This window comes from Sphingobacterium micropteri (assembly GCF_014692515.1).
Taxonomy (GTDB): Bacteria; Bacteroidota; Bacteroidia; order Sphingobacteriales; family Sphingobacteriaceae; genus Sphingobacterium; species Sphingobacterium micropteri.
Genome location: NZ_JACOIK010000002.1, coordinates 401,709 through 418,033, shown reverse-complemented (window position 1 = coordinate 418,033; position 16,325 = coordinate 401,709). Strand labels below are relative to the sequence as shown.

8 protein-coding genes are annotated in these 16,325 nt (G+C 45.1%); 1 reads left to right on the top strand and 7 read right to left on the bottom strand.

Annotated features, from left to right (window positions below):
• The first annotated feature begins 2 nt into the window (after positions 1–2).
• On the top strand, positions 3–845 hold the full coding sequence (locus H8B06_RS04180) for a DUF2911 domain-containing protein (protein ID WP_190993036.1): 843 nt from the start codon (positions 3–5) through the stop codon (positions 843–845).
• A 48-nt stretch (positions 846–893) separates the two neighbouring features.
• Here H8B06_RS04180 and H8B06_RS04175 read toward each other — a convergent pair whose 3' ends face one another.
• Genes H8B06_RS04175 through H8B06_RS04145 form a run of 7 tightly spaced genes read right to left on the bottom strand, consistent with a single transcriptional unit; the run spans position 894 to position 16,300 of the window.
• Complete coding sequence (locus H8B06_RS04175) at positions 894–3,344, bottom strand: glycoside hydrolase family 2 TIM barrel-domain containing protein (protein ID WP_190993035.1); 2,451 nt, start codon at positions 3,342–3,344, stop codon at positions 894–896.
• A gap of 30 nt (positions 3,345–3,374) precedes the next feature.
• Positions 3,375–4,967: a glycoside hydrolase family 43 protein gene (locus H8B06_RS04170; RefSeq protein WP_190993034.1), complete on the bottom strand. Its 1,593-nt coding sequence runs from the start codon at positions 4,965–4,967 to the stop codon at positions 3,375–3,377.
• 8 nt (positions 4,968–4,975) lie between these two features.
• The gene (locus H8B06_RS04165; RefSeq protein ID WP_190993033.1) at positions 4,976–6,685 is read right to left on the bottom strand and encodes a cellulase family glycosylhydrolase; all 1,710 of its coding nucleotides are present in this window, start codon (positions 6,683–6,685) and stop codon (positions 4,976–4,978) included.
• Positions 6,685–8,592 (bottom strand): hypothetical protein, encoded by a 1,908-nt coding sequence (locus H8B06_RS04160; protein ID WP_190993032.1) that lies wholly within the window; start codon positions 8,590–8,592, stop codon positions 6,685–6,687. Before H8B06_RS04160 ends, H8B06_RS04165 begins: the two co-directional genes overlap by 1 nt.
• Before the next feature lie 19 nt (positions 8,593–8,611).
• Positions 8,612–10,240, bottom strand: coding sequence for a RagB/SusD family nutrient uptake outer membrane protein (locus tag H8B06_RS04155; protein ID WP_190993031.1), 1,629 nt, complete (start codon positions 10,238–10,240; stop codon positions 8,612–8,614).
• Positions 10,241–10,258: 18 nt separating this feature from the next.
• Positions 10,259–13,402: a SusC/RagA family TonB-linked outer membrane protein gene (locus H8B06_RS04150; RefSeq protein ID WP_190993030.1), complete on the bottom strand. Its 3,144-nt coding sequence runs from the start codon at positions 13,400–13,402 to the stop codon at positions 10,259–10,261.
• A 33-nt stretch (positions 13,403–13,435) separates the two neighbouring features.
• Positions 13,436–16,300 carry a glycoside hydrolase family 31 protein gene (locus H8B06_RS04145; RefSeq protein ID WP_190993029.1) on the bottom strand — a complete coding sequence of 955 codons (2,865 nt, stop codon included), beginning with the start codon at positions 16,298–16,300 and terminating at the stop codon, positions 13,436–13,438.
• Between the last annotated feature and the right edge of the window lie 25 nt (positions 16,301–16,325).

Genomic DNA, 16,325 nt, shown 5'->3' with positions numbered 1-16,325 from the left:
ATATGAAGAAAACAGTCTTATCCTTAATCTTTGCCGGCGTCCTCTTATTTTCTACACAAGAGTCACAAGCACAGGCAAAGTTTCCACCTGCGAGCAGCACCACGAAAATCGAACAAGGTATTGGCATTAAAAAGGTCACACTTGTATACCAGCGTCCAAATATAAACAACCGTAAAGTCTTCGGAAATCTAGTACCATATGACCAGGTTTGGCGAACAGGGGCAAATGGTATACCTTCACTTACATTTGAAGAGGACGTTACAATCGCAGGCAATACCGTTCCTGCCGGTACGTATGGCCTTTTTACAATCCCAACCAAAGGCGATTGGACCATCATTCTAAGCAAGAATGTGGAACAGTGGGGTGCTTATCAGTACAATCAAAATGAAGATTTTTTACGTTTTCAAGCGAAACAAAAAAAGTTGAAGGATAAAGCTGAAACCTTTACCATCGCCTTTGAAAACGTAACACCTACCGGTGCGGATTTAACATTAGTTTGGGAAAATACGAAAGTTTCCTTTCCTATCACGGTTGATCAGTCTAAAGAGATTATAGCAGGTATTGAAAAAGCTATGAAGGGCGAAAAGAAACCTTATTTTGCAGCCGCACAATATTACTACAATAACAACCTGGATATCAACAAAGCGGCTGAATGGGTCACGGAAGCCGATAAAGGCAATACAAAAGCGCCTCATATCAAATACTGGAAAGCAAGGATCTTATTGAAAGCTGGTGACCAAGCCGGAGCAGTCAAAACCGCAACGGAAGGCATCGAGATGGCTAAAGCCGGCAATAACGAAGAATATGTAAAATTGAACACGCAAGTGCTTAAAGAAGCAAAATAAAAAATGTGGAAGCATAAGCTCCAATTGATCGGAGCTTATGCTTCCATTTTACTTCATCACTAATTTTCGGATTCCGCTCTTCAGTCCATCGGCATGAACCGAGACAATAATCTCATTAGCTGTATCCCCCTTAACTACAACCAGTAACTTTCCATTATAAGCTTTTCGCGTCCATGATTGAAAAGACATTAAATCCGTGGGGCAACCATTATCCGTAGCTACGACCCTGCCTCCACCTTGTATGTCCACATTGACCCACTCATTGAAATGGGACACCTCGTTGCCTCCCACATCGATTGCTAGAACCTCGAGGAAAGCCAGTTCTTCGTGTGCTGTGTCGAAAGTATCTTGCTTACTTTTTATGACAAGGCTTACAGCTTCCCCGGTTGTATGACGAGTTGTACGTCGCACTTCCACGCCATCTTGATAAGCTATCGCTGTAAGACTGCCAGCCTCGTAAGGTACCGCCCAGCTGACATGGAGGTTATTCTTTTCCTTTGCTTTCCGCCCTTTCGACACATCGTTTACAAACAGCTCCACTTCATCCGCTTGATTATAATAAGTGACTACATCTATCGTATCGCCATGTTGCCAGTTCCAGTGAGGCAATATATGCAGTACTGGCGTTTCGGTCCACACACTCTGATAAAGATAATAAACGTCTTTAGGAAACCCTGCCAGATCTACAATCCCAAAATAGGAGCTACGTGCCGGCCACGTATAGGGTGTAGGTTCTCCCAGATAATCAAATCCTGTCCACACATACATACCAGAAACATGCGAATAAGTCTCGAAAACACGTAAACTTTCTTCATGTGTGGACCCCCAAGGTGTATGGACATGATCATAAGCCGAAATACTTTTATCTTCATTACCTCCGTCAAAAGGAATATCCCAACGCACGGGCCATTTCCTGATACTGTCCATCGGCACCAGATCATATTGCCCGCGACTTTCCAACGCAGAGGTGCTCTCCGTGACAATCAATTTCCGGCCGGGATGTTCTTGGGGAAAAGACAGCCATTTCTGGTGATTGTAATTATAGCCGACGATGTCGATAGCAGTAGTCATCAACACTGGGTTATCCTTTGACATCTCGTTATTCGCGATGGTGGTGGGTCGAGTGCCATCCAAGCTATCCACGATGGCCGCCAACCGCACAGGTATTGCCGACCCCAATTCCGGATCATGCCATTGCTCTTGCGCTTCATTACCCAGACACCAGATAAACAGCGAGGGGTGATTTCGATCTCGCTTAATATGATCCACCAAATCACGTTCATACCATTCGTCCCAATACAAGTGATAATCATAAGGGTTTTTAGGATGTTTCCATACGTCAAATGTCTCGCTCATCACAATAAATCCGAATTCATCACAGAGATCAAGAAATTCCGTAGCTGTCGGATTATGTGATGTACGGATACCATTCACCCCCATATCTTTCATTATCTGCAACTGTCTTTTTGCCGCAGATCGATTAAACGCCATACCTAACGCACCTAAATCGCTGTGCAAACAAACACCCCGGATCTTCAACGACTGACCATTTAAGAAGAAACCCTGTGCAGCATCAAAATGAAAAGATCTAATCCCAAATACAGAAGTATACCGATCAAGCTCCCGTTTCCCTTGTCGTATGATAGTCACCGCACGATATAAGTGAGGTGTATCCGGAGACCAGAGTAGAGGTTGCGCCACCGTTAAGTTTTGCTCGACGAATTGGTTAACTCCTCCGTGGATACGCAGCTCTTTTGTCTGCTCCTGCGACACCAAATCGCCCTGCGGATCGTATACTTGTGTTTCGACTGTGATATCGTTTTGTCTACGTGCTAAATGATTAACAATCTCCAATTGTATCTTAATCTTTGCCTGTTGCTCGTTGATGACAGGCGTTGTGATAAAAGTACTGTTATAAGCGATTGTCACATCTGACGTGAAGAACAATTTGACATTTCTATAGATCCCCGAGCCAGTATAAAATCTCGAATTGGGTTGCTTACTATTGTCGACCTTAACGGTAATAACATTCGGTTCTCCATTTTTATTTACATACGCCGTCAAGTCATACACAATAGGCACATAACCATTCGGTCTATGCCCTAGATAGGTATTATTGATCCAAACTTCACTATTTTCATATATCCCTCCAAACTCGATATATACACGTTTCGAACGTTCGGTTTCCGAAAGCGTGAACATTTTTTTATACCAGCCTACCCCACCCGATAAATACCCTGTACCGCTACTACCCGCACTTAAGCTATCAAAGGGAAGCTCAATACTCCAGTCGTGCGGTAAGTTCAATTGACGCCAGTCTTGGTAGTCCACTCCTTGATCTCGATAATCGGAGACCGAATCCAAACGAAAGGACCAGCCCATATTGAAATCAATGACTTTTGGGCTTTGCCCCAGCGCTACACCGATTCCTATTATCCCTATCCACACTACCACGCATAGACCTAATACAACGCTATTAACGCTTTTAATTTTATACATCAATCTTTTTTATAAAATGCCGTGGCATCATTATATACCTGTAGCATAATCAAACCAATCAAAAAATGCTTTGGCGCGAGTCGGCTTACCATTGGATGAACTGTACAATCCGATCATCACCCCTGTAAACCCACCAGCCACTTCTGTGCTGAGGTATCGGGTATCCAGCGCACCTAACGAGTGCCAAGTTGTATTTCCTAGAATTTGATAATTAAAGGAATATGACAACGGTCCCCCTTGTATCCGTAGAACAACTTTATTGTCACGAACAACCCTTTCCTCTGCGATATATCGCAACGAACCTGCTGATACCCGTACCTGTACAACATAATGCTTCGCTTTCCGCTTCAACAGCACCTCATAATGATGGGTATTATTTTGTATTAAGGTCAGTCCAGCTTCCTCATCTTCATTTTGCGAAACCAATTCTAACGAAGCCTCCGCACGGAACTCATGTTCAGTCTGTCTACGACAGAGCATAGACACCTGTGCAGCTTCATCCAATGTACTAGGCGTGGCCATAATCCGAAGATATCCCGGGCGTTCCTGAAGAGAGTAAACTTCACGTATGGGGTTGCGCAAAAACTGCCACTCAAAGCCCAGCGTATCGCTATCAAAATCCGTACGTGCCACTGGTGTAATAAACGGCTGACGCGGCAATAAGGGTACTTGCATATCGAGATGTACAACACCATTGCCATTGATCTGCGGCCACCCTCCCTTAGGCCAATCTATCGGTGCCAAAAACGTTTCCCTGCCCAGAATATGATAATACGAGTACGGCTGCGTCACGCGAAAACCCAAGAAGACCGTCCACCAAGATCCATCAGCAGCCTGTACAAAATCGGCATGACCAACCCCTTGGATAGGATTTCCCTGCCCTATACGATTCGCATGTGTCAAGATAGGGTTCAGCGGACAATTTTCATACGGACCAAAAAGGCTTTTACTCCGTCCGATAGTTGCGCTGTGCATGTATTCTGTTCCCCCCTCACCGAGCAACAAATAATAATAACCGTCCTTTTTATAGATATGTGGGGCTTCAGGGAACCGTCCGCCGATGCCTCCCCACACCAATTTCTCAGACGAGAGCTTTTCGCCCGTTTTGATATCGATTTCGGTAATCCGTATCCCCTCGTCTCCCTGTGTCACAAAATATGTTTTACCATCATCATCCCAAAAAATATCCGGATCTATGCTTTTAATATCCACCCATATGGGGTCACTCCACGGTCCGGCAGGATTCTCTGCCGTACAATAGAAATTACCTCGGTCAGGCACATTGGTACATACCACATAGAAAAGACCGTCGTGATAACGTAACGACGGTGCAAACAATCCTCCTGATGCTGGTGCATCCTGAAGAGCGAGTTGGGAATCGCGGGTAAGACAGTGCCCAATCTGTTGCCAATTGATCAGATCTTTGCTGTGATAGATAGGCAACCCAGGAAAATATTCAAAAGACGAAGTCACCAAATAATAATCATCTCCTACCCTACATATACTAGGATCCGGGTTAAAACCACGAATAATAGGGTTCTGAAAACCACTTTGTGCCGATATATGATTTGTTATCGTCAAAAATAATATCATCAATAACCCCAAAATATTTCTTTTTACCATACTAAAATTTAATTAACCCCCTCCATAATAGCGTTCAACGCATCCTGATGCACGACTTGCCCGTTGTTTCTATCAAAAAGACCCGATCCGTTATCTCCCGTATGACCGCTATCCCAATAGAAGGGGATCAATCCGTGGGCTATCGCCGCTCCTGTCACATACTTTAAATAATTCGCCCGTGCCTTCTTATGATCCTGCAGTGCGGCCGCATTGGTCAAAGCTCTGTACGTAGCACCATACTCACCCAATATGACCGGTATACCCCGATCGATAAAATGTGCTTTCATATCCGCAAACTGCGTATCCACCCAAGCTTCCTGTCCCCAGTCAGACACATTTGCCGAACCGGCGAATTCCGCTCCCCACAAGTATTTGTTGCTTTCTATATCAAGGCTAAAATCATAAGGATCATAATAATGTACTTCCGCTATCAGGCGGCCTGTAACAAGATCCTCCGGCATCTGCATATAGTCAACCGCAAAGCGAATATTCGTATTGTAAGCTTGAACGATCAAATTCCGATACGCATTGCGCCCGCCCGTAGCACGTACCGCGTCGACAAAGTTCTGATTATAATATTGCTGAACAGTAAGATGTTCCGCTGTCGGTGTGTTGTAATTAGCACGTACCTCATTCGTACCCGCAAACAACAGATGCTCATCATAGTCCCTAAAGTAGACCGCAATCTGCTCCCAAAGCGCTTTTTGCTTCTTACCGACCTCTTCCTGATGGTTATATAACGGGTGTTCCTCTAGCCATCCGCCATCCCAATGCATATTGATTATTGCATACATATCATTATCTACACAATAGTCAACGACCTCTTTCACCCGAGCTAGCCAAGTGTCTTTTATTCGATAGGTGGTCTGATCTTCCATATATCCACTCCAGGCGCAGGGTATGCGCACGGCGTTAAACCCGGCAGCTTTTACCGCCTGAATAAAATCTTCCGTCGTCTTCGGATTGCCCCACATTGTCTCACTGGCCGATGTCGGGCTTGCCGCAGCTTCCAACGAATTCCCCAAATTCCACCCCACACGCAGCTTGCCGGCCAAGGCTACCGCATCGGCAGAAACGCCCGTGGATACAGGAGGAATCGTTAACGGATTAGCTTCCTGTTTAATGTTGACAAGCAAAGTTTCATTGCCTCGCTTTAATGTAATGATTCCGGCGCGCTCAAAAATATTTCCATTCTCTTTTATAAGGATAGTCTCCTGATAAGAAGGTCCAGAAACCACAGGCTCCGACTTTCTCGACATCCATTCTCCGTCAAATTCAATAATATAAGCCGCATTGCTCTCCACAGAAAACACCAAGTCTTGTACTCCTTTTCCCACAGTATATTCGTCTTGATCAATCGAGAATAACGCCGACGCTGTTTGGACGACCATTATTTGCCGCGTCAGGTTATCCGCTTGAACAGTTATGGTTGCCCGGCGATCTGCGGTCTCTGGATTCACCGCGACGGTCGCTTCTATTTTATTCGTGCCGTTGCCGCCTGCAGTAGGTGTCAACGTCAACCAGCTCTCCGAAGAGGAAACGGTCCAATCGACATTAGATTTTACATGAAATACTTTCGTCTCCCCTCCATTAGAAAGGGATATCGTCTCTGTAGATACAACCAGCTCTGCTGTGATAGCCTCCTGATCTTTAGAACAAGAGATTATACTGGACAGCAATGCCCCAAAAAAAATTAACAAATAATAGATACGTCTCATTATTCCTTAATTTTGATGTGATTCATGCTAATTTCTCCCGGCTTGGAAACGAATCCCAAATACACCCCTTTAGTATTGACATTTCCTAAATTGGCTCCATCATAGGAACCGAACAACCAAGGTCCTTTTCCACCGTTATTGTCCGTATATACAAAACTGAAAGTAAACGGAGCTTCAGAATAAGTAATGGTCCGTGCTTCTGGATCAACCTCGACCACAATTCCGCTTTTAGTAACACCATTGTCCACAGCATTTGCTTTCAACACATCGCCATCTAGATAATACGAAATCGATGAAGCTAAGCAGGCGTCGTATACAGATTGCGTCCAAAGCCACGACTGTGTTGTGAAATCATTCGGAAAGAGATCGCTTGTCCATCCGCCTGACCAAGATTCCGTGACCCAATCCGCAAAATAGTTGACATCGGGCATAAAGGTTTTTCCTGCTAAAGCATTTTTCCAAGGAGTTAACGGATTGGTTGTAGCACCACCCACGACAGGTTCAAATTTGTAGACCTGGTACTCTGGCTTATCTGGATCCCTCCGTCCTAACCAAAGACCGGAGAGATCACCCGCAGCATCTCGCTCCACCGTAATAATACGCAACATCCGTTCATCCGTTGTCGAGAGCGATATTCCGCCCGATATGGTGAACGAAATTACCTTATCGAACACGATATTATTGTTCTCATCGGTACTATAGGAACCCGTAATACTACTATTGGTTCCATCGGTAAACACGTAGTTTCCTGCATTTGCTCCTGTTTTATCTAATGTAAGCGAAATATTCCGGATAAGATCCGCATCGTACGAGGCCCAAGTCGTCGACAGATAGTCAGAAGGATTAGACCACCCATTTAGAAACTCCCCGGCAAGATTTGTCCAATTATAAGGCGTATTCAATGACAGCGCCCATTTTTTACTCGTGGTGGTCGATGTCGTTAGGTCATCGTTGGCATTCCCCTCATAAGGCGGTTCCGGATCCGGTTGATCTCCCGGCACCCAATTATCTTTATAGTCCTTGGAAATAAAATTATAGACCAGCAAACAAGGATCTTCTTCTGATAACACTTTATCCCGGACGACCGCCAATTGCATGTAGTTTTCCGTTAGCGATAAGATCCGGATATTCCCCCAGTCGACCACATGCCCATCTCGTTCCTTATTGTGTAGCGGGCTGGCATCATTCATCCGCATGGTGTAATTATCCGTATCGATCATATACGTCCCTGTCTCCACGCCACGATTCGCCAGCATTTTGTGATCTACGCGTACGTTGGCGCCATCTTTCAAAGAAAATGTCATCGCACCATAATCGCCGGCAGCCATCAACCAACTATTTCCTTTATAATCGGGTTTCCAATTCCAGGAATCACCCTCTATCGTTTTACCTTCAGTTACCGTTACCCAACTATCGTCCATACCGTAAAAGAAGAGCGGACCTACAAAGTAGCGACTCAAACCCTCTCCGTCGAGATCGAGATACCATGTTTTTTCTTGACCTACCCCTCCCGATAAGAGTGTCCACAATTCATGATCGACGAAGCCTGCATAGAAATTGTCAATGGTAAAAGTCGCCAGTTCTCCGAACACAATCCCTCCTCTGGTCTGCACGCCAAATTTCACTTCATATGTTCCTTCAAAGGGAATTTTCAATGTCACTTTATGCGCTTGACTACGCCCTTGCAGATGATCCCATAAGGGTGTATAACGGCTATCCATCAGACTCGTCAGGTATACAATATTTGGATTCTCCGCATCATGCTCGATTTTGAACGCAATACCCTCTACAAGATCTCCGGGATTGACATCCACAGCACCCAAATCAAAATCATCAGGCGTACACCCGCCCATCCACACACTGGCCCAAGCAATGAGCATAGTGCATAATTTTATTACTCGGTTCATAATTTTATCGTTTATAAGTTTAGTTCCAACCATCATTTTGTGTCAAAACACCATTTGATAAGGTAATCTGATTGTTCGGTATCTGCATCAATCCTTTTGTACTGATAATCTGCTGTGCGTTGATAACCACTTGGTCTGGAGCCGAACCACTCGATACATTTTGTGTCTGCGCGATCGTTGCTGCGGCACTCTCCACGCCTTGACGCAATAGATCCCAATAGCGAATCCCCTCAAAAGCAAACTCCAATCTTCTTTCCTCCAATATATTTGTTTGGTTTACCGGCAAAGCCACAAAACTGTTACCATAAGCACGTTGTCTGACCAGATTGAAGTAATTCTGTGCCTGAGATGAGCCCAATTCTGCCGCCATCAGCAAGACATCGGCATAGCGGATCACAAGGTAGTCTTGATCTTGGGAAATCTGAAAATCGTTATCTCCTCCTGTATTAGACGAACCATCAGGTAATGAAGTAGGTGTATACTTTTTGTTTGCGTAACCTGTATATTCTCGCTGGTCGTTAACATCAAATCCGGCAATACCTTCTCCTTCAATATCGATAATCGATGCCACCTTACGCACGTCATTGTCCGAAAAAGCATTCACCAGTCTCGGGTTGACTGTACATGCTCCCCAGCCCTGCCCGTAGGGTGAAAAATTGGTGTTCCGCAGCCCGAGCATAACCAGCCATCTGTTGCCGTCTATGTTTCCGTTATAGTTTTGGGTATTGTTAAATTTTTTGGCAAATACGACTTCTACGTTACCCTTTCCGGCATACGCCGAGCGGTCCAACGTGTTGTCGCCGGGAACGGGCACGTAGCTTGCAGCTGGCCATAGACTTTTAAAATCTGCTAGCAAGGCAAACTCATTGCTCGCTACTATTTCTTCTAGTCCTGCCACGACTTCGGCCTTGCTCACCGACAAATCGTCCACTCCGTAATAACCAGTATAAAACAGGTATACACGCGCCAATAAAGCTTTAGCAGCATGCGGTGTCACCCGTCCATCGATGTTGGCGGCGTTTGATTTCGGATAAGCGTCCGCCGGAATATTATCCGCTGCAAACTTGAGGTCTTCCACAATCAGTTGATACGTTTCTTTAGGCTCCACCTGCGGCACATTGTCGCTCGTTGGACTCGTCAATAAAGGGACACGGCCAAATAACCTAACCAGATCGAAATACATGATAGCTCGCAAAAACCGGGTCTCTCCCTCTATCCGAAGTTGTATACTCTGCTGATCACCAAAGTCAGTCTCTTCCATTTTAGTCAATAGCGTATTGCACCTAAAAATACCCGCATAGTAGTCTGTCCATGTACCGTCGAACAGGTTGTTATCCGAAGGCGACTGTGCCTTATCAAATCTGTCAAGCACCTGATAGCCCCTTCCATCGGTATGTCCGGTTCCACCGAAACAATTGTCGGATAGTATCTCCGAAGCAACGGTAAAAGAGAGATTGCCATTGGAGGAGGTCCGTTGGTAGCCATCGTAGCAACCGATCAATGCCATCTCTGCATCATCGATGGTCTTATAGAAATTATTTTCCAGTACATCGGTCATCGGTTCGACATCCAGAAAACTAGCGGAGCATCCGCTGAGAAACAAGCTCGTCGCTAAGATCGATGTATATAGTATTTTTGACGTTTTCATCTTCAATAATTAAATAGATTAGAATTTAATATTCGCTCCAAAAAGAACAACTTTAGGTCTAGGATAATACCCCAGATCTATTCCCGACACCCATCCATCGGTACCATATCCAATCTCCGGATCCATACCGTCATATTTGGTAAATGTAAATAGGTTTTGTCCTTGCACATACAATCGGATCTGATTGGCAAATTTCCAGGTGGTCAATTTCGAAAAATCATATCCCAAGGTAATATTCGCAATCCTTAGAAAATCACCATCTTGTAGATACAGATCAGAGAATTGCCAGTTGATATTTGTTTCCGTTACCCGTGGAATCTTATTCGAAGTTCCCTCGCCGGTCCATCTGTCGAGCACACGGGTCGTATAGTTTGCCTGCTTATTAGTATGGTTACGATACGACTGGACAATCTTATTCCCAGCAACACCATAAGCATCGACAGAAATGTCGAAATTTTTGTAGCTGGCCCCCACATTAAACCCAAAGGTAAAATTGGGCATTCCTACACCGATGTCCACCTTATCAGCGGCATTGACTACGCCATCGTTATTCTGGTCAACATATTTCACATCACCGGGTTTCACTTCCGGCTGTAAAATGCCATATCCCTGATTTCGCCAAGATTCAATATCGGCTTCACTTTGGAATAGACCTGCCGTTTCATATCCCCAAAAATAACCTATAGCATATCCGTTTTGTGCCCTGTAAAATTCTTCCGAATTGTCATACAACATATTCCCCTGACCATGTATAATGCCATCTTCGGTAGGTATCAAGCCTACTTTATTTTTGTTGTAAGCACCATTGAGGCCAGCTCTATAGGTCACGTCGCCCATTCTATCGCTCCATGACAGCCCGAGTTCTATCCCTGTATTCTTGACACTTCCGCCATTAATAAACGGAGCACCAGCGCCAGCAGTAGCCAAGATCGGAGGCTGTACCAACCAGTCCTTGGTATTCTTGATATAGAAATCAGCAACGACGTCCAAGCGATTAGTCAAAAACCGGGCATCTATCCCCACATTAGTCTGTTCCGAGGTTTCCCAGGTCAGGAAAGGATTAGAAAGTCGGCTTGGATAGGCTCCTGGCACATTAAAATTGCCCGTACCGAAAACATAATGTGCAGCGGGGTTATCTGACGTCCATCCAGTCGAGGTATTGATCGGCGAGGCAAACTGAAAATCCGCAATATCCTGATTGCCGACCTGTCCCCAAGACGCACGAAATTTCAGAAAATTGATAGCATTGCCTGCTCCTTGAAAAAAGTCTTCAGATGAAACAATCCAACCTGCCGATACCGAGGGAAAGTAACCCCACCGATTTCCATCGGCAAATTTTGAAGAACCATCACCTCGCAAAGTGGCATTCAATATATATTTTTCCTTGAAATTATACTCTGCACGGCCGAAATAAGACACCCGTCTATATATATTGTCTGGCCGACCGTTGACAAAGCGTGTTTCCACGATATTGCCATCATCATCCAAATGCGCTTGGCCAGTAGTATTATCGAGGTAGGCATGCGCAAAATCATTAAACTGTGACAGTAAATTCCAGTTCGATCCAGATAGGGAAGTGCCTTGATAACGCTGTGACTCCATCCCCAGCATAGCCGTAAAACGGTGGTCGTTCGCTACCGTGAAATCGTAGGTCGCGGTATTGGTCCAGGTCAAGGTGTGCCCTTTTCCCATACTTTGGTTGACAGTAGTATGATCGGTATTATAAGCATAAGCAGACAGTTGATACAATGGCGTAAAGCTCCTGTATTCGGAAGCATGATAATTGAATCCACCAATGGATCTAATCTTTAGCCCCGGAAACGGTTCGATCTCGGCATAGATATCCGCCAGCATCCGCTGCGCATCGTTCGCATTATTGGAATTTATCATCATAGACCCGTAAGGATTCCCGTCACCCGTATACCAAGGGGAGTTGGACGTATCGTTGTATGGGATACCAAAGCGATTGTTGCCGGAGTATACCGGAGATAATGGTGACGTAGCAAATGCTCCGCGTAGGGTGTTATTGTACTGATTACCTACGTTGATCCCATTATTACGAATATAATTAAAATTTAGATGTTGACCGATAGTCAGGAATTTGTCCAGCAGCTTATGTTCAGAATTAATCCTGAATCCGTAGCGTTCATAATTAGAAACATCCTTTCCTCCGGCAACACCTTCCTGTCCGATGTAGTTAAGAGACATGGCATATACCGAGTTTTCTGACCCCCCGGTCAAGCCCAAATTGTAGTTTTGCATCTTAGCGTTGTCGGAAAACATATGGCTTAGCCATTCTGTGTCAGCGAGGTCATCCATGGCATCAAAATCGATCAGCGACGCCCCCGAGTTCAAAGCCTGTTCGTTCATGATGGTCTTATATTGACTTGCGTTGAGCATCGGCATGATACGCCCGACATTCTGTATACCTGCAAAGGCATCGATAGCTAGCTGGCTTCTACCGGAAGTCCCCATCTTCGTCGTCACCAAAACGACACCATTCGCTGCCTGCGATCCATAGATCGCTGCCGAAGCAGCATCTTTGAGCACATCGATGGATACGATATCTGCCGGGTTCAGGATACTGATATCCCCACCCGGGATACCATCAATCACATATAAAGGTCCCGAATTACCTATCGTTCCCAATCCCCGTACAACCACGCGCATATCTGCTCCGGGCTGTCCGGAGGTAGACGTGATAGAAACACCAGGAGCCTGTCCTTGCAATGCCTGCAAAGGATTAATCTGGTTACGTTTTTCCAGATCCTCCCCTTCTACACGTAGGTTTGCTCCGGTTGTCAACTTTTTCTTTTGTGCACCATAACCGATCACCACCACCTCTTCCAGATCAGAAGTCTCTATTTCTAACTGAATGAGCAAGGCATCCGGTCGCGTAACATTAATCTCCTGTGTTTTGTAACCAACATAAGACACCTTCAACGTGGCCGGTAAACTAGCCGAAAGGGTAAAATTACCTGTGGCGTCGGTTTGTGTGGAGGCCTGCTGTCCGCCTTCCTGAATACTAGCACCCGATATTGCATCGCCAGTAGCGGACGACACCACCTGCCCTCGTATCGATTGTGCCCAGGCATAACTGCTTACGCAAAGTGCCAAAAGCAGCAAGATCGATTGGTGATAAAACTGTCGTTTTCTTCTCATTGTTATTAAGTTTATTAGATTGGTAAACACTCGTTATTTCAATACTATAGAGGTTGCCTTTCCCCTGTATCTGACCGTTTTTCTATTCCCTTGCGGAGAATCTATTCCTTCCTGATTTCGCTTGGAGACCAACACGATGTGAAATACCCGGTTTTTCAGCATCCCTGCAAATTTGCCAACGCGCTCTCCTATGGTCAATGTTCCGTTGGACTGTTCGTACGTAAACGCAATAGTACTGTGCTGTCCTTTTTCATAATTATAATTATCCCCTTCATCTTCATACAGCTCAAAAGAAGCATCCGCACCGTCATACACATACAGTATCAATTCATCCTGCGGCTGTTCTCCTGTATATTGCAGTTCTTTTCCGATCGGCAGGATGGCTCCTGAACGGACAAATACCGGTATCCGTTCGTAAGGCGCATCAGCCTGTATTGTTTGTCCTCCTTTAAAAAAAGTTCCCTGGTAAAGATCATACCAATCAGCACCTTTGGGTAAGTAAACCGCGCGTTGGGTAACTCCTTTTTTCGTTACGGGATTCACCAGTAATGCCGGTCCCCAAAGGTATTGGTCATTAAGCGCATACGTTTCACGATCTTGTGGAAAATCCATGGCAAGACCCCGAATCATTGTATAATCGTCGAAGAAGGTTTTTGCAGCTAAACTATAATTGTACGCCAATAATGTATAGCGCAGGTTGATGTAATATACCATGCTCTTATAGGCTTGATGATCTTCTCCCGCTATATTAAACGGCTCCCGGAACGGAAACTGTCCATGGGCACGGAACATGGGCAAGAATGCACCATACTGGTACCAACGGGTATTCATCTCTCGCCATTCTTCCAAATCATGCGCTTGCGGTTTATGAAAACGCTTCTCCACCAAAAAGCCGCCGACGTCCATCGTCCAGTAAGGTGTGCCCGACATGGAGAAATTAATGCCTGCCGCGATCTGATCTTTCATATCGTGCCAACGGGATGCAATATCACCACTCCACGCAGCCGCACTGTAACGCTGTTGACCAGCAAAATAAGAACGGGTCAAGATAAACACCCTGTTGTTAGGATCCGTTTGGCGTTGTCCTTCGTATATTCCCTTTGCGTTCATCAGCGGAAACGTATTATAATAACGCACCGAAGAGCCTAAAGCAGGCTGAAAAACAGCTTTCCGTTCCTCTAGGCTGATATTGGAATGCACATCAGGTTCACTGGCGTCCATCCACCACGCATCAATTCCTTTTTTATACAGTTTCTCATTCATCAGATCCCAAAAACCCTGACGTGCTTCCTGTTGAAAAGGATCATAAAATGTTGACGTGTACCCCTTGCCAATCCAGTCTTTTCTACCATCGTATATATTGCGCGGGTATAACCAACCCTTACTGTTGAAATCTGGATAAACAGATGATTCCTCATTAATTTTAGGCCATACCGAGATCATAATCCGTATATCTTTGTCGTGTAAGCCTTGGATCATCCCGTCGGGATTCGGGAAACGGGTCATGTCAAAATTATGGCTACCCCAGTCGTGTTCCGCCCAATACGACCAGTCTTGAACGATATTATCGATCGGGATACGACGCTTCCGAAATTCTTGGGCTACCTCCTCAATCTCTTGTTGTGTTTTATAACGCTCGCGACTTTGCCAAAAACCGAAACTCCACAAAGGCATAATCGGTGCTTTGCCCGACAGCTTACGGTAACCCGATATAACTTCATCCATATCTTTGCCATAGATAAAATAATAGTCTATTGCATCGCCCGCCTCCGAAGCAAAGGAAAAAGTATGCTTTAACTCCTCTGGTAAAGGGCTTTGCCAATTGAGGGTAAAGTACGATTCGCTACCATCCGGAAGCCATTCGATACGGATGTTGTGTGGTTCGTCCGCCTTCATTTCCTTAGCGATCTCGAACGTTCCCGCATTCCATGATTCTCGCCACCTATCTTCCTGTAGCTCTCCATCTATCCACACTTTCATATACCCCGAATACTTGAAATGCAACCGGTGCAAGCCAGAATAAGGAGAGGTTATTTGTCCTTCATACCGCACTTTCGCCTTCGCTAACGCAATGTCCTTAGGTAGCTTATGTTGATCGGTCAGATACGAATAATCAATAATAGACTCTGGCCTGCTCAACCATACGCTATCCGGGTAGTCCCGATGCGTATAAGTAGCGGTCAACCAACCCTCCATTCCTTCTTTGGAAGTGAGTTTAAAAGCATTTAATGGGTGTAACGGGCGTACATCTCCGGCGGTCGTAATAGCATAATTGTGCCATAAGAGTCCATAATTCTTGGTGGACAGTAAAAACGGCACACCGATCTCCGTATTATATTGGAGCAAAGTAATACGTCTACCATGATTGTAGTTCATTACAGCATTTTGGTGCTGTCCTAAACCATATAATCCTTCATTTTCCTCAATTTCAAACCCCTGTTCCAACGCATAAAAAGAATCTCCATTGTATGAATCAGGCCGGAAACTGTTATTTCCTCTTTTTCGTTCACCCAGTATGGTCTGTCCATTTTTGTCCTTAAAAACGATCTGGCCAGTACGTAAGCAAGTAGCCACGACCAAGCTCTCTGTACGCAGATATAACGTGTCTTGTTCTCTTTCAACAGCCAGCGTATGAACCAGACGATGCAGGGAGTCCACAACGATAAGGCTTTCACGTGTAGGAAAGGGAACATCGATCGGTAATACCGTCACACGAACAATATCATCGCGGATCGCATCTAGATAAATATCCTGATCCACAGACGTCGGTAATCCAGCGAAGCTAATCTTTACGCCATGATCTGTCTTTTGATAGCTTGCTCGATCTGCAGATTGTCCAATTGCCTGTAGAACGGTAAACAGCAGACTGCATAAAAAAGTAAAGTAAAGTTTACACATTATCATTATAGGTTTACGAAATTTA